Here is a 15,138-nt window from a genome sequence, read left to right on the forward strand (position 1 = left end):
TAAACAGAAAAAGCCTTGGTTATGTCGACCAAGGCTTTTTCTGTTTATAGTGGCAATCCTTTTCTACAAACTGTCCGGGACGGGGACGGTGCCGTTGTTGAGGTTTTCCAGCAGGTTGTCGACCACAATGGTGTCCACGGATTCGGCCTCGCGGCGGCGGCGCGGTTCGGCGGTTACACAGACGTACTTTTTGCTGATTTTGACGGTAGGCTGCGGGAACGGGCCCATGCGGATGTCCAGCTCGGGGTCCTGGTAGAGCTTTTCCATGTAGGTGCCGAAGATGGGTAGGGCCGTACGGCCGCCTTCGCCCTGCTGGGAGTTCAGGAAGTGAATGCTCCGGTCCTCGCCGCCTACCCACACGCCCGTTACCAAGTCCTTGGTCACGCCCATGTACCAGCCATCGGAGTAGTTGCTGGTAGTACCAGTTTTGCCCCCGATCTGGTTGTTTTTGCGCCACAGCTCATAGTCCCAGAGGGCCTGAGAGGTGCCGCCGGGCTCCTCCATGCCGCCGCGCAACATGTAGGTCATCAGCCAGGCGGTTTCGGCCGGAATCACGCGCTTCTGCTGGGGGTCGAACTGCACAATGACGTTGCCGTTGCGGTCCTCGATGCGCGTGACCAGCATGGGCTCGGGGCGGAAGCCCTGGTTGACGAAGGTGCTATAGGCATTCACCATTTCGTACACGCTTACGTCGCCGCCCGAGCCGAGACCGATGCTGGGTACAGGCAGCAGCTTGCTCCGGATACCGACCTTGTTGGCGTACTTAGCCACGTTTTCCCAGCCTACTTTCTCCGTGAGCTGAGCTGTTACGGAGTTCACCGAGCGGGCCATAGCGTAGCGCAGGGTCATGTTCATGCCGGTGTACTCGCGGGTCACGTTGTCGGGCTTCCACTCCATGGGCTGACCGTTTTCCACGTAGTTGATGGTTACCCGCTCATCCCGAATTCGGTCGCAGGGCGAGTAGCCGTTGTCGAGGGCCGTAAGGTAAACGAAGGGCTTGAAGGTAGAGCCGGCCTGGCGCTTGCCTTGGCGCACGTGGTCGTACTGGAAGAAGCGGTAGTTAAGCCCGCCTACCCAAGCCTTGATCTGGCCCGTGAACGGGTCCATGGTCATCATGCCCGCGTGCAGGAAGTGCTTGTAGTAAGCCAGCGAATCAAGCGGCGACATGACCAGGGTAGTATCCCCGTCGCCCTTCCAGGTGAAAACCTTCATGGGGCGCTTGCGGTGCAGGGCCGAGTCGAGCAAGTCAGGCCGGCCTTCGTAACGGGCGGCTAGCTCCTTGTACTGCTCGGTACGCTTCATCTGGGTTTCGATGAAGTTAGGAATCTCATTGCCTTCCTCGTCTACCCAGGGGTCTTTGCCGCGGTTGCGCCAGAAGTTGTCGAAGGTGCGCTGCAGGGTCTTCATCTTCTTTTGCACCGCCTCCTCGGCGTAGCCCTGCATGCGCGAGTCGATGGTGGTATAGATGCGCAATCCGTCGCGGTACATGTCGTAGCCGTTCTTCTTGCACCACTCGTTCACGAACTGGCTTACAGCCCCGCGGAAGTACGTTTCGGGCCCATCGACGTGTTTTTCTACCTGGTATTGGAGCACGATGGGCGTGGCCTGCTCCGACTTTACCTGCTCCGGCGTGAGCACTCCAGCCTGGCCCATGCGCGTGAGTACCAAGTCGCGGCGCTTGCGGGAGGCTACGGGGTGAAACTTGGGGTTGTAGGCCGTGGGGTTGTTGAGCATGCCCACCAGGGTAGCAGCCTGCTCAATGGTCAGGCTGTCGGGGGAGGTGCTGTAGAAGGTTTTGGCCGCTACCTTGATGCCGTAGGCCTGGGAGCCGTACTCGACGGTATTGAAGTACAGGGCCAGAATTTCATCCTTGGTATAGCGGCGCTCCAGCTCCACGGCTGTCAGCCACTCCTTGGTTTTGCTGATGATGGTGCCCACCAGCGGCAAATGGCCCAGCAGGCCGGTGTTTTCCTTGCGGCGGGTTTTGTAGAGGTTTTTGGCCAGCTGCTGGGTAATGGTAGAGCCCCCGCCCCCACTGCCGCCGGTAGCGGCGCCCAGCACGGCCCGGGCAATGGCCTTGGGGTCGATGCCGGAGTGGTCCTGGTAGCGCACGTCCTCGGTGGTCACCAGGGCCTTAATCAGCCAGGGCGACATCTTGCTCAGGGGCACCGGGGAGCGGTTTTCGCGGAAGTAGCGGCCTATGTGTACGCCATCGGCGGTGTACACTTCGGAGGGCTGCTCTACCCGGGGATTCTCCAGCTCCTCCAGGCTCGGCGACTTACCAAACAGGAACAGAAAGTTCATGCTCACCAGAATGGGGTAGAGCAGGAAAGTCCCCGCGCCCAGCACAAAAATTCCCCACAGCGTGCGGGAAAGGATGTTAGGCCAACGGCGGGGTGGCAGGGCTGGGGAAGTTGTTTTCGACGACTGAGGAGCAGACATGCAGGGCGCAGTGAAGCAAACGAAGCCGGACGAGCCAGCAACGGAGTCGCAAATATACCAGTTCAGGGCGGCCGGGCACGAGGAAACACGCGTTGTGCTACTGCTTTAGGATGCAGCCTCCATCTTCCCGGTAATTTCTACAACATTATATGGCAACGCCTGCCCCGTTTCAGACCCACGTTTATTCTAACGGAGAAACCAGCAACCATACGGTGGCAGCCAGCCCCGGTAGCAGCAACAGCGCCCCCAGCACGTAGCTCCCTACCCCAAGCAACAGCCAAAACAAACGCCAGAGCAACCCGCTTACGCGCCGGCTAATGCGCCGAGCGGCGGCAGCCACAAACCAAGGCAGCAGCAGGCAAAGGAAAGATACCGCGCGTGGCACATGAGGAAACACTTCCTGCTCATAATAAAGCCCTACTGCGCTCAATGCCACCACGCCTAGCAACAGCTATACTTTCGGTGACACGGCAGGCAGCACGGTGTTGGCAATAAATCTAGCTAGCAGCCCGGCATAGGTAGTGGCTGGGGCAGCCGCAGGGTGCACGACTTCTGGATGGCCAACCCTACTCATTGCTCAGCGTGTTGGCGGTGGCTGAATGCATTTAGGAACCCCGCCAGACTTATTCCTACCCCTGCCATGTAGCCATACGCTAGGTAAGAACCACATTCGAAAAGATCATCCTCCGCTCCTACTGACCAGAATAGCACCACGCACAGTAGTTCGTGCACTACACCCAAACCCCATAGCAGCGCAGCCTTCTGCCAGTTGTTTTTACCGCGCACCAGCTGCCAGCGCAAGACGTACAGCACAAGGCCCGGCACGGCTATACCATAAAATAGAATCCCAAAAAACAGCATGAAATTCATCAGCAGCATGGTGATGGTGTCTTTGAGTTGCTGCAGAATAGCGAGGTAGTGGCCTAGCTGCGTAGTAGTTGCTTCGCTAGAGTTTAGTGTATTTTCCATGGGGGTATCTGCGCCGGCGAATAACCCGGCAGGAATTACTCAGATGATACGTGGGCATTACGCCGGCTGGCTAGCCGGTAGTTTACCTTACCGCCGCTACAACACCCGTGGTGCCGGGTGCCCACAGCAGCATCACGTGTAGCAGGGTCCAGAGCATGAGGCCCAGCAGCAGGGCCGATCCGGGCAGCACCACGGTGACAAAGCGCTGCCACCGTGCTGGCGCCGTGGCGGCTCGTTCCCGCCAGGTCAGGAGCAGGGCTAGGGCTCCAATGCAAGCGGCACAGAGCAGCACACCGGCCAGGGTCAGACTTACTTGCGCAAGATTCATAACAGAGATATGAGAGAAGGGGAAAGAGGTAGGAGAAGAAGAAGGCGAACCTACCCGACCGGGCTATAGTCCCCGGCATCACTGGCTGCCGGATAGTCAGAAAATCAAGGAATAGGAAATAAGAAGTAGGGTTAGCAATGACGGGGTAGTAATTCCGACGGGTAGAAATAGGATGCCTGACTATCGGGTAAGCCAGTGGGCGCGCAGGCCCACCTTCCGTACCAGGAGCTTATTGTTTTAACCGCTCGTAAGCGTCGGCTTCCGCGTAGGTCCAGCTCTGCCAGCTATGGTATTCGGGGTAGTTGCGGACCCAGCCTGTAACGCGGGCCTTAATAGCTTCCTGGGCTTCGGCGGGGGTAGCATTAACTTCAGTGTAGCTGCCGGGTGAGCTAATGACAATGCGGGTCATGCCGTTGAGTACGCTTTGGCGGGCCGCTAGCTCGGGCAGCACCCGCTCGGGCATTTCCAGCAGAAAACCTAGATCTACGGCCTTGAAGCGCGGGCTTAGGTTGTAGCGTACCATCCAGATTTCCCAGTTGCCCAGGGCCAGCAGCAGGAGCAGGGCGTAGGCTGCCAGAGCATTCAGCCGCACCAGAGAGTAAGCCGAGCGGCGCTGCCAGATTTTGAGCAGTACCGTGCCTAGCCCAAACAAGGTCAGGAGCAGAAACCCATACACCCCAATGCGCTTATACGCCAGGCCCGTGTAGGTGATGTAATAGTAGTTGCGCAGCCCCACCGATACCACCAGCACCGCGTTCTGCACCACCCACACCGTAGCGCCCCAGCGCAGGGCCCGCAAGCCAGGGGCGTAGAAATTGAGGTTGCGCCGGAAAAACCACAGCACAATGCCCATAGCAACCAAAATGCTCAGGATCAGCACGTAAGTACCCTCGTGCACAAACTGGGTCAGGTCGAAGCCGGGCGAAGGTGTAAAGCCTAGCCAGATCCAGTTAATGTCAATGATGTTAACGACCAGCAGCAGGACATTCACCAGCCCAAACACAGCCAGAGCTGCCAGGTACTCCTTGCGCAAATCAAGGGAGCGGAAAGTTTGCGCCCGGAAATTGGGGTTGCGCACGCTAAAAGATGCCACCCGGTCGCGCTGCCGTCGCACAAACTCCCCGAAGCGCGACTCCCGATCCAGGAAGAAATGAACCGGCACCAGTACCAGCGCGCCCGCCGTGAGCACCACTCCTACCAGGAAAAACACTAGGTGGGGCACCGATATGGCCGGTAGCAGGGCCGCCAGCCACTCCCCTACCGTGGCAAACGCCGCCGAAGCCAGCGCGGCATAGCGCGGGTTGGCCATGCTGAACAGCAGGTGAAACACCCCCAGCACCACTAGCGGCATGAGCAACAGCCGCCCGTAGAAACGGGTGCGGCTCCAGCGTCCTGCGCCCCCGCTGGGCAGGCGCAAGTAGGGCAGCAGCCCGGGCACTACCCGCGCGGCGCTGGTTAGGCTCGTGAGCAGGGCAAACGCTAGTAGCTTTAGGTGGGGCTGGTTCACGTAGCCCAGCAGCAAGAGCAGGGAAGCAACGCAGGCCAGCTTGGCGGCGCCGGAGCCAAGCAGCAGCACGCAGCCCACGCTGACCAGGGTTCCTCCCAGCATCAATCGGAAATAGCCGGAGCGCCACGCGGCGGCACGGCGCGGGAGCCCCGCCAGGGTAGCCCCAACCACGAACAGCGTGTACACGCTCAGATTCAGCCCCACTTCCTGGTTCCAGAACAGAACATCGAACAGCACGGCCCCGAGCGGGAGCAGCACTTTCTGGAGGCTGGTGAGCGGCAGGGCTGCCCGGCGCGTAACCGGAGCTGCCGCCGCAGGTGCAGAAACAGAAAAGGATGTCATAGCTTTTATTTTAAAGTACTTTGTGTTTCAAAGTTTACGGACAAAAAAAAGCCTACGCCCCGCGCAGCAGTTTTTCTAGCGCCACTAAGTGTTCCTGAAAGGCACTTTTGCCTTCTGTGGAGGCTGCGTAGGTCGTGTTAGGCTTCTTGCCCACGAACTGCTTGCTAACCTGCACGTAACCCGCCTTTTCAAGCGCCGCTACGTGGCTGGCGAGGTTACCGTCGGTTAGGTCCAGGGCATCTTTCAACTCATTGAAGCTCACCGACTCATTGGCCATCAGCACGGCCATCACGCCCAACCGGACTCGGTTGTCGAATGCTTTATTGAGGGTGTGGATGAGGTGTTTCACAGAAGCAGAAGAAGCAGAAAGCTGGGGCGGCTACCCCGGCCCCGGCAAGAGCAGAAGCGGACTAGCTTCGCTCGTAGCGGTTGTACATCAGCAGGCCGTAACCGATGTGACCCAGCCCGAAACCGAGGGCAAAGAACGCCAACCCCAGGCCAGGGATCAACACAAGAACTAAACCCAGCCCTATTTCCGTGAGGCCCAGCCACCGAATTTCATCGAGGGTATACTTGCTGGCGTTGAGTAAAGCCAGGCCGTAGAACAGCAGCAGCCCCGGTACCACCATCCCCACGGCGCCCTCCACAAACAAGGCTAAGCAAAACAAGCCGCCGGCCACCAACGGAATCATCAGGCTCAGGGCCAGCCGCCGACCCAGGGCACTCCAGAGAGGCTGTCCGGCCCGGCGGGCGCGGCGAACCGTGAAAAACATGGCTACGGCCAGCGCCACCCCAATGATGCCCACGGCCAGCAGCAGCAAGTAGGGTAGCACGAGTCGCCGCTCCTCGGGGGTGCTTTGCAGCAACCGCAAGTAGCCCGCGTTAGGGTAGCGCTGCTGCAGATACCAGTGCCCAACGGCCGCACCGACCAGTGCTACTACCCCCGCCCCTACCCCAGAAAGGCCACTAAGCGAGATAAAGCGCGAGGACCGCTCCATAATGGCGCGAATCTCGGTGAGTTGAACCAGCGGGTCTGTGGCAGGCTTCGACATATTCTAAAGAACTTTGCGCTACAAAGCAAGACAGGTTTGTCCGAACTTCCTACATTTCTTACCAACTATTTTTCGGCGCTGGTCACTTGCCCCCTGCAAAACTCACTGCAGCTAGCGCTGCTACGCATTGCAAAATTTAGAATATAGGGCAAGTTAACCCTGTACTATCTTAGATGGCTACTCAACACCGCCCTGCCGGGCTAGATAATGGGACTTTCGTGCGAATTTGAGGCAACGCGCTGGTTGCTGAATACGCATCCGGCCGTAGGGGCCGCAGTTGAGAAGGTAGCCAGTTGCCCTATTCTGAGAAAGGAGAACTGAACAAGTGCGGATAGGCAGCCGAATGCTGACCCATTTTGAGAATACGCCATTCCCAATAAAAAACTGGATTTATACAATCCAATACACCAGTAGCGGCGTATTCTGAACTGTGCTCTTGTTACGGAGTATTCGTCTTCTTGCCCGTTTCCACTGCGTGGGCCCTGTTTTCTTTTTATTCGCTTGCCTTATGGTCTTACTTTCTGCTGCCGGCCACTCTACTATCACGCGCACTTTTATTCTTTGGGCCCTGGCTAACATTGGCGGCACGCTGTGGCTGCTGCTAGACTTTTCCCTCGACCGCATCGACGATTACCCCATTGCCTTAATGAGCGGGCTGGTGGCGGCCTTGGTTTCGCTAGCCATTGTCCCGCTGGTCATTCCGTTTTTTAGCGCCATGTGTCGGCTGCGGGTGGGCTTGTCGCGGCGTTCCTTGGCCTTGGGGGGCGTTACGCTGTTTTTTCTGCTGGCCAATCAGCTGCTGGAGGTACTGCTACCCATTGACTCCATGACCGACCTGCTGAACATGTCTCTGCCGTACTGGGCCGCGGCCATGCTTACCGTACTGTGGCTCTACAGCCCTAGCCAGCAGAACAACACGGGGCGCACTTCTGCCTGCGACTAAACCACCCGACGGGAGGAGGCACAGCCAAAACCGGCGGCTTCGCGTAGGCTATGCCCATGAAGCTCCGCCTCCAGTTGTTTGAGTTTGAAGATTTACCCTGGTTTCCGCAGGTTATTCGGGCCGGGATGATGGACTACCTGCGCTACATGATTACGGCCCTGGGTACTTACCAGCCCATCGTACCCCTGCTTCAGCAAGCCCTGCGCCACACTCGGCAAACCCAGCTGCTGGAGTTGGGGGCGGGGGCAGGCGGCGGCACCGCCCCGCTGCTGCGCCAGTTGCAGACGACGGGCCTACCCACTGCCACCGTTACGCTCACCGACCTCTACCCGCAGCCCCTCGCCTGGCAGACGTTACAAGCCCAAACGCCTGGTCTGCGCTATGAGCTAGCCCCGGTCGATGCCACGGCTGTAGCCCCGGCCTTAACTGGGTTCCGCACCATCTTTTCGGCCTTCCATCACTTTCCTCCCGCTGCCGCCGAGGCCATTCTGGCCGATGCCGTGCGGCAGCGCGCGGGCATTGGGGTGTTTGAGGGAGCTGGCAAACATTGGGCGGAAATTCTGCTGGCCTGCACCGTGCTGCCAGTAGCACAGCTGCTTATCACGCCCTTCATGCGGCCTTTCCGCCTCAGCCGGCTTTTTTTCACCTACGTACTACCCCTAATTCCGCTGTTCACTATCTGGGACGGCTGCGTTTCAATTTTGCGTATGTACCCGCCGGCCCAGCTTCTGGCCCTGGCCCACCGCGCCGATGCAGCCGGAGCATATCGGTGGCAAGCAGGGGTAGTGCGGCACTGGTGGGGCCCGGAGGTCACGTACCTGATAGGCGTACCCGCCGAAACTGAGGGCTAACCCGTAGCTTGCGGCTCGCCCGGTTGGTGCACAGTTGCGCCGGGCCATCTTCCTCTCCCCGAAGCTGCCCTGCCCGCCTACCCTATGCCCTTTGCCGCTTACCGCCGCGCTCTGCCCCTGCTGCGCATCCCGTTTTCAGTGTACCTGATGCCCGTTTTCTGGTTTGGCCTGAGTGCCTTGCCTCCTGGCTTCAGCGTAGCGCGGGCAGTGGGCGTATTTGTGGTGCTGCACCTGCTGGCCTACCCCGCTTCGAACGGCTACAACAGCTACTACGACCAGGACGAGGGTAGTATTGGCGGACTGCGGCAGCCCCGAAAGTCACGCGGGAACTGCTGCACCTAGTGTGGCTGTTTGATGCCCTGGCCGTGGCGGGAGGTTTGCTGCTGAGCCCAGCGTTTGCGAGTTTAGTGGCCGTGTACCTGCTGGTATCGAAAGCGTACAGCTACGAGGGAATCCGGTTGAAAAAGTACCCGCTGCTAAGTACGGCGGTAGTGGTGGTTTTTCAGGGAGCCTACACCTTTCTGATGACGCAAGTCGGCGTGGGCGCCTCGGCCGCTCAATTGCTAGCTCCCGAAAACCTGGTGCTGGCCCTGGTAAGCACCTTATTTCTGTGCGGCTCCTACCCCCTGACCCAAGTGTACCAGCACGCGGAAGACGCTCGCCGGGGCGACCGGACCCTGAGTTTGCGGCTGGGCCTGCGGGGCACGTTTGTATTCGCTGGCCTGGCCCTGGCCACGGGAGCGGCAGTGCTTGTGGCCGCCTACCTCTGGCGGGACGAAGCACGCCACGTTCTCGTTTTTCTGGTAGCTACTGGGCCTGTAGTGGTGCTGTTTCTGCGGTGGGCCCGCGCCGTGTGGCGCCAGGAGTCGGCGGCTGATTTCGACCATACCATGCGCATGAACCAGGTATCGTCGTTGTGCCTGAGCGCGGCCTTTTTGCTGATGCTGTTCTGGTAGCAACTCCGGGGCACGCCAGCAAACACCACCTGCTCAGCTTGCGTACAGCATCTTGCTTCCTCTATATTCTCCTTGCCATGCGCGCCTTCTTGTGGTTTTCCCCGCTCCTATTCGTAGTAGGCTGCTCCTCTCCTTCTTCTGAGTCGGCTACCTCGACTACTGCTGCGTCGTCTGGTTCCGAGGCGGCCGGCCCTGAACCGATGGATACGGCCCGCCCGGCCCCCATTGATGCCCAGGCCGATACGCTGCTCACGGCCAAGGCCCGCCACCTATTTTCGGCCCCTGGCGCTCCTGATGCATTTTCACTGGTGCTGCGCGGTGCTTCGGTGCTCACCGGGGAGGCCACATTTACCATTACTACGGCTGGCGGGCAAGTGATTTTCCGGGAGGTTCTTTCCGCCCCCGATTTGGAGGCCATGATGGTATATGAGATGCAAGGACCCACGGCCACCCAAGCCGAGCGGGAAGCCTACGTGCGCCGCCGGGTGCAGGAGTTTTTCGCCGCCAAAAACTTCCGCCGGCCAGCCGTTGCTTCCGCTGCCACCTACCCCACCGATACGGCCGCCGTTCCCGGCCTCGACCAAGCCGCCTGGGCCGACCTGCGTCGGCGCCCCGAGTCCGTTGCATTTGAATATACGGTAGGCAAGGAAGACCGCCACGTCATTGCCTGGTCGCCGCTGCGCAAACAGGTTGTACGCCTGCCTTAACCCCGAAAAAGCCGAAACACTACTGTTTCGGCTTTTTTGTGCTGCAATAAATAGTGCAAGTTAGTTTCCGTCGGCCTGCTGCAGAGCTGCTTCCAGATCGGTGCGGAAGCTCTCATAGGGTTGGAACCCACGAGCCAACACGTAGCCCTGGCTGCCTACCCGCAAAATGGTTGTTGGGAAGCCTTGCACACCGATTTTGCTTACTGCAGCAAACTCCAGCTGCGTGCCCCGAATGATTTCGGGCCGGGTGAGCTGTTGTCGAAACTCGGCGGGGTCAAGGCCGTGGGCCGCGGCCAGAGGCTCGTAGGTTGTCAGGTCGTTCAGGTCGGCGCCATCGTGGAAGTAGGCGCGCTGTACGGCGTGAGCAAACTGCGCCGCCTGCTCCTGCCGCAACTGCCGAAACGCGTGAATGGCCCGGCACGGCGGCTCCGAGTCCTGCACGTGGCTACCCTCCTGCCCCAGCGCCCGAAACGCGGCGCCAAACTGCACACCCGTCACCCGTTCTACCTGTTCTAGCGCCCCAGCAATGTAGGGCCAGTCTTCCCGGATGGGCCCTACCTGCTCGCCCGTTACCATGCCGCCGCACAGCACCGACACCTCCACGCGCCCAGCAAATTCCTGCTGCACCCGCTGAATCACGGGGCTCATGCCGTAGCACCAACCACACAAAGGGTCCGAGATATACAGGAGTTCGGGCAGGTCGTCGGGGTGTTGCTGTTCCATAAGCTGCAAAGAACCGTTGTTATCCATGATAACGCAACTTCTTGACGACTACCCGGCAGAAATCAGGGAAGAATATATAGACCTTTTAGTTATATTTTTTACTAATAAATACATATTTTAACTTATCAATATGGGATTCACCATGGGAGCCCAACAGTACAAATGACTGATATATAAGATGGTAGAAAGTATATTAATCTAGCACAGCTTCTATTCTCAGGTGGTAATACCTTATATTTCAGCCCAAATCCATCTATCTCCCCCTCATTTCTCTACTACTTGTACCGATGAGCTTAGCTACCTGCTTCTCCCAGATAAAGATTCCCGTCTTGAAACGCGTAGCCTTTGGCCTCATGCTAATTGGGTTAAGTCCTGCTGCAGGTTGGGCACAATACACTACCATGCAGAATTTTGAAACATCAGGTTCCAACTTGACTTACTTAAAAACTGATTTGGGTAATACAGGCATCGTAGGCTCGACACGGACTGGCAATGCTTCATCCATTAGTGGCTCTAACGCGTTGCCAAGTGCAGGTAATGGTGCTACGTACCCCAATAACTATGTAAGTAACGTTACTGGATTCGTTTTGTATAATACTAGTGGACAAGGTATTGGAAACGGTATTTCTCAGCTAGACTTTGCGCCTGTTAAGTTTTCCAGTTCCCTTAGCAGCACAATCCAGTTCCGTGTCGCTGCATTTTCTGATGGTAATGGAAATGGTATAGTTGATGGTGGCGACCCCATTGATCAGGGAAGAGTTACTCTGAGCTTAGCGACTAATCTAAATGGCAATACATTCACTGATTATATTACGGTAACAGGACCTAGTGCTACCAACAGAAACCAAGCTGCTTTCTGGGATTTTGGTGCTTCTGGTATCGCCCAAACTACATATCCTAATGTAATAACTGCTAGAGCACCAGGATCTGGCAATTTGGCTAGCAGTGCTTTTGGTGGAAATGGCACAGGAATTAGCACCGTTAGGTTGACTCTGCCAGCTGGCATTACTACTGCCACAATTCGTATCACCATGAAGGCTAATTTCAAATCAGCCTTGCTAATAGATGATGTAATTGTAACTAGCCCAGCTCCTTTACCCGTTACTCTCATTGACTTTAATGCTACCCGCCAGGGGCAGAATGTGCTGCTGAATTGGGCTACTTCGCTGGAGAAGAACAACGCTTACTTTGAAGTGCAGCGCAGTCAGGACAGCAAAAGCTTTTCCACCATCGGGCGGGTAGCGGGTAACGGCACTACTAGCAAAGGGGCCACTTATAAGTTCACGGATCTTGCTCCCCTGCCTGGGCAGGCGTACTACCGCCTCCGTCAGGTTGATGTGGAGGGCACTGATTCCTACTCGCCTGTGGCTACCGTAGGCGAGTCGGAACTGACCAGTACAGCTTCCGTTTATCCTAACCCCAGCCTGGGTACTATCACGCTGCCCGAGGCTACCAGTCTGGTTAAGTACCGCGTGTATTCTGCCGCGGGCAAAACAGTAGCTACCGGCGAAGCCCAGGGCGGCTCCACCATTCATATTGAGCAGGTACCCGCCGGCTTGTACTTCCTGGAAACCACCATTGGCACCCAGCGCAACGTGCAGCGCTTCGTGCGGAAGTAGCCCAAGGCGCGGGTTCGCATAAAACAAAAAAGGGCCGTTCCGCAGCTGCGGAACGGCCCTTTTTTCTGGCTATACTACTTCTGGTTAGCCGTTCATGGCCATCAGGAACTCGTCGTTGTCGCGGGTGCCTTTCATGCGGTCCTTCAGGAACTCCATAGCTTCGGAGGCCGTCATATCCGACATGAACTTGCGCAGCACCCAGATGCGGTTCAGCTCGTCCTTGCTCATGAGCAAGTCCTCGCGGCGGGTACCAGAGGCGGGTACGTCGATGGCAGGGAATATGCGCTTGTTAGCCAGCTTGCGGTCCAGTTGCAATTCCATGTTGCCGGTACCTTTGAATTCCTCAAAGATAACCTCGTCCATCTTCGAGCCGGTTTCAATCAGGGCCGTGGCAATAATGGTCAGCGAGCCGCCATCTTCCACGTTACGAGCCGCACCGAAGAAGCGCTTGGGCTTGTGCAGGGCGTTAGCATCAACACCACCCGACAGGATTTTGCCGGAAGCTGGCTGCACCGTGTTGTAGGCGCGGGCCAGGCGGGTAATAGAATCGAGCAGAATCACCACGTCGTGGCCACACTCCACGAGGCGCTTGGCCTTTTCCATGGCAATGGTGGCAATTTTCACGTGGCGGTCGGCCGTTTCATCGAAGGTAGAGCTGAGCACTTCGGCTTTCACCGAGCGGGCCATGTCCGTTACTTCTTCCGGGCGCTCGTCAATCAGCAGAATCATCAGGTACACCTCGGGGTGGTTTTCGCTGATGGAGTTGGCAATTTCCTGGAGAAGCACCGTTTTGCCGGTTTTGGGCTGAGCCACAATCAGGCCGCGCTGGCCTTTGCCGATGGGGGCAAATAGGTCCAGAATTCGGGTGCTGTACTGGCCCGATTTAGTGGTCAGCTTTAGGCGCTCCTCAGCAAACAACGGGGTCAGGTTGTTGAACGGGATACGGTCGCGGGCCTCCTCCACGGAGCGGCCGTTGATGCCTTCTACCCCTACCAAGGCAAAGTACTTCTCGCCCTCGCGGGGCGGGCGAATGGTGCATTTCACCGTATCGCCGGCTTTCAGACCGAACTGCTTTACCTGCTGCGGAGCCACGTAAATATCATCGGGCGAAGCGAGGTAGTTGTAGAAAGGGCTGCGCAGGAAACCATAGCCACCATCGGGCATCATTTCCAGCGTGCCTTCGCCGGGAATCACAATGTCGAACTCGGGCCGGGCCGGGCGTTGCTCCGTCCGCTCCGGGCGAGGCTGTTCTGCCACCCCAACGGGTTGGCCCTGCCGCTCCGACTGGCGCTGCTCCTGGCGCTGTTGGCGCTGCAGCTCCCGAGCGGCGTAGCGCTCCTCGCGGCGCTGTTCACGCTGCTCGCGGGCATCGGGGCGGCCACCTTCCCGCGCAATGCGGGGCTGATCTTGGCGTCCGTCGCGCGAGAGGCCGTCGGGGCGGAAGTCGGCCCGGGGGGCGTCGTTGCGCTGCTCGCGGGGCTGGTCGCCGCGACCATTACTTTCGGGCCGGCCCACTCCATCAGCGCGAAAATCAGCGCGAGGAGCGTCATTACGGCCTTCCCGGGGGGCATCGTTACGGTACTCGCGGCCTTCCCGGAAGACCCGGGGCTGGTCGGGTCGGCCTTCGCGGCCGTTAACGGCAGGTTCCGTTGGACGCGTCTCACGGGCCGGAACTGGGGACGTGGTTTCCAGCGGGGTAGGCACGGCTTCCGCTACTTGGGCGGCCGGAGCGTCAGGTTGGGTAGCTTCAACAGCTACTTCGTCAGCGGCGGCAGCCACGATGGGCCGGCCAGCGCGGTCGGTGCGGGTGCGCCGCTCGGGGCGCTGATACAGTTTTACGGGCCGTTCGGAGGCAGGAGCCGTTTCCGTTGCTACTTCGGCCGCGGGGGCTTCAACAGCGGCGGCAGCCAGCGCCGGCTCTAGCGCACTAACCGGCGCGCTAGCAGGGGTGGCAACTTCCTCGGGTGCGGGAGCAGCGGATGGAGTATCGGCGGAAGCTTCCGCGGCAGGCGTGGAGGTAGGTGCTACGGCGGCTTTGCTGCGGGCAGCGGGCTCGCGGCGGGGAGCAGCGGCGGGGCGCGGGGCGCGCGGGGCCCGGGCGGCTTTGGCAGCTGGGGCCGCCTCCGGCGCAACGGGAGCCGGCTCGGCGGCGGGCTCTTCCGCAGGAGCGGCGGCAGTAGCCGTTTTCACTTTTTGGGGAAGCTTATCGGGAGGAGTAATAGCTTGCTGATCTAGAATCTTGTAAATCAGATCCTGCTTACTGAGTTTTTTAAAATTGCCAACATTCAGTTTTTCAGCAATTTCCTTTAGTTCGGACAACAACCGGTCCTTCAACTCGTCAATAGTGTACATATAAGAAGCTGAGCGAAAAATTCAGGCGGGGCGGCGGGAAACCAAAAAAGACAGCACAGGGCATTCCGGGCACAAATAGCAGCCGCGACGCAGCGCCAAACGCAAGAAAGAAGCGAGGAGTGAAAACCGTGGGTGGGCCGGGAAGCACAGAAGAAAATTGCCGACCGGGCGCGGGAAGAGTACCCAACGAGCCCGGCAGCCAGCACCGGCTACTACTTGCAATGTTAGCGGAATGTGCCGGAACTGCCAAATCAAAGGGAAGATTTTGCAGTTTGGATTGCTAACGCGGAATCTGGCCAAAAGGATGCACCCAGCCAGCCAATTACCACTTAACTTTTTCGGGGCGC

General features: G+C 58.6%; 15 protein-coding genes. 6 read left to right on the forward strand and 9 right to left on the reverse strand.

What is annotated here, in order from left to right; genetic code table 11:
* Nucleotides 1–63: 63 nt before the first annotated feature.
* From MUN84_RS06490 to MUN84_RS06520, 7 genes are all read right to left on the reverse strand, one after another.
* Nucleotides 64–2,442, reverse strand: coding sequence for a transglycosylase domain-containing protein (locus MUN84_RS06490; RefSeq protein WP_244697140.1), 2,379 nt, complete (start codon nt 2,440–2,442; stop codon nt 64–66).
* 181 nt (nt 2,443–2,623) lie between these two features.
* The gene (locus MUN84_RS06495) at nt 2,624–2,782 is read right to left on the reverse strand and encodes a hypothetical protein (protein WP_244697141.1); all 159 of its coding nucleotides are present in this window, start codon (nt 2,780–2,782) and stop codon (nt 2,624–2,626) included.
* Between the two features lie 230 nt (nt 2,783–3,012).
* Entirely contained in the window at nt 3,013–3,411 is a 399-nt protein-coding gene (locus MUN84_RS06500; protein ID WP_244697142.1) for a hypothetical protein, read from the reverse strand.
* Between the two features lie 82 nt (nt 3,412–3,493).
* On the reverse strand, nt 3,494–3,739 hold the full coding sequence (locus MUN84_RS06505; protein ID WP_244697143.1) for a hypothetical protein: 246 nt from the start codon (nt 3,737–3,739) through the stop codon (nt 3,494–3,496).
* A 229-nt stretch (nt 3,740–3,968) separates the two neighbouring features.
* Complete coding sequence (locus tag MUN84_RS06510; protein WP_244697144.1) at nt 3,969–5,588, reverse strand: DUF4173 domain-containing protein; 1,620 nt, start codon at nt 5,586–5,588, stop codon at nt 3,969–3,971.
* Between the two features lie 52 nt (nt 5,589–5,640).
* On the reverse strand, nt 5,641–5,937 hold the full coding sequence (locus tag MUN84_RS06515; protein ID WP_244697145.1) for a winged helix-turn-helix domain-containing protein: 297 nt from the start codon (nt 5,935–5,937) through the stop codon (nt 5,641–5,643).
* Nucleotides 5,938–5,998: 61 nt separating this feature from the next.
* A complete protein-coding gene (locus MUN84_RS06520; protein ID WP_244697146.1) occupies nt 5,999–6,640 on the reverse strand; it encodes a hypothetical protein in 642 nt (213 codons plus the stop codon).
* A 508-nt stretch (nt 6,641–7,148) separates the two neighbouring features.
* Here MUN84_RS06520 and MUN84_RS06525 point away from each other — a divergent pair.
* The 5 genes from MUN84_RS06525 to MUN84_RS06545 all read left to right on the forward strand — a co-directional run bounded on the left by MUN84_RS06525 (nt 7,149) and on the right by MUN84_RS06545 (nt 10,097).
* Nucleotides 7,149–7,583, forward strand: coding sequence for a hypothetical protein (locus tag MUN84_RS06525; protein WP_244697147.1), 435 nt, complete (start codon nt 7,149–7,151; stop codon nt 7,581–7,583).
* 56 nt (nt 7,584–7,639) lie between these two features.
* A complete protein-coding gene (locus MUN84_RS06530; protein ID WP_244697148.1) occupies nt 7,640–8,434 on the forward strand; it encodes a class I SAM-dependent methyltransferase in 795 nt (264 codons plus the stop codon).
* Between the two features lie 84 nt (nt 8,435–8,518).
* Nucleotides 8,519–8,776 carry a hypothetical protein gene (locus MUN84_RS06535; RefSeq protein WP_244697149.1) on the forward strand — a complete coding sequence of 86 codons (258 nt, stop codon included), beginning with the start codon at nt 8,519–8,521 and terminating at the stop codon, nt 8,774–8,776.
* Nucleotides 8,776–9,390 carry a UbiA family prenyltransferase gene (locus tag MUN84_RS06540; RefSeq protein ID WP_244697150.1) on the forward strand — a complete coding sequence of 205 codons (615 nt, stop codon included), beginning with the start codon at nt 8,776–8,778 and terminating at the stop codon, nt 9,388–9,390. The genes MUN84_RS06535 and MUN84_RS06540 overlap by 1 nt, the downstream gene beginning before the upstream one ends.
* A 77-nt stretch (nt 9,391–9,467) precedes the next feature.
* Complete coding sequence (locus MUN84_RS06545) at nt 9,468–10,097, forward strand: hypothetical protein (RefSeq protein WP_244697151.1); 630 nt, start codon at nt 9,468–9,470, stop codon at nt 10,095–10,097.
* Nucleotides 10,098–10,157: 60 nt separating this feature from the next.
* Here MUN84_RS06545 and MUN84_RS06550 read toward each other — a convergent pair whose 3' ends face one another.
* A complete protein-coding gene (locus tag MUN84_RS06550) occupies nt 10,158–10,820 on the reverse strand; it encodes a DsbA family protein (RefSeq protein ID WP_244697152.1) in 663 nt (220 codons plus the stop codon).
* Nucleotides 10,821–11,851: 1,031 nt separating this feature from the next.
* Here MUN84_RS06550 and MUN84_RS06555 point away from each other — a divergent pair.
* On the forward strand, nt 11,852–12,439 hold the full coding sequence (locus MUN84_RS06555; protein ID WP_244697153.1) for a T9SS type A sorting domain-containing protein: 588 nt from the start codon (nt 11,852–11,854) through the stop codon (nt 12,437–12,439).
* Nucleotides 12,440–12,523: 84 nt separating this feature from the next.
* Here MUN84_RS06555 and rho read toward each other — a convergent pair whose 3' ends face one another.
* Complete coding sequence (gene rho / locus MUN84_RS06560; protein WP_244697154.1) at nt 12,524–14,791, reverse strand: transcription termination factor Rho; 2,268 nt, start codon at nt 14,789–14,791, stop codon at nt 12,524–12,526.
* Nucleotides 14,792–15,138: the final 347 nt, after the last annotated feature.

The sequence above is a fragment of the Hymenobacter sp. 5516J-16 genome (assembly GCF_022919335.1).
Lineage (GTDB): Bacteria > Bacteroidota > Bacteroidia > Cytophagales > Hymenobacteraceae > Hymenobacter > Hymenobacter sublimis.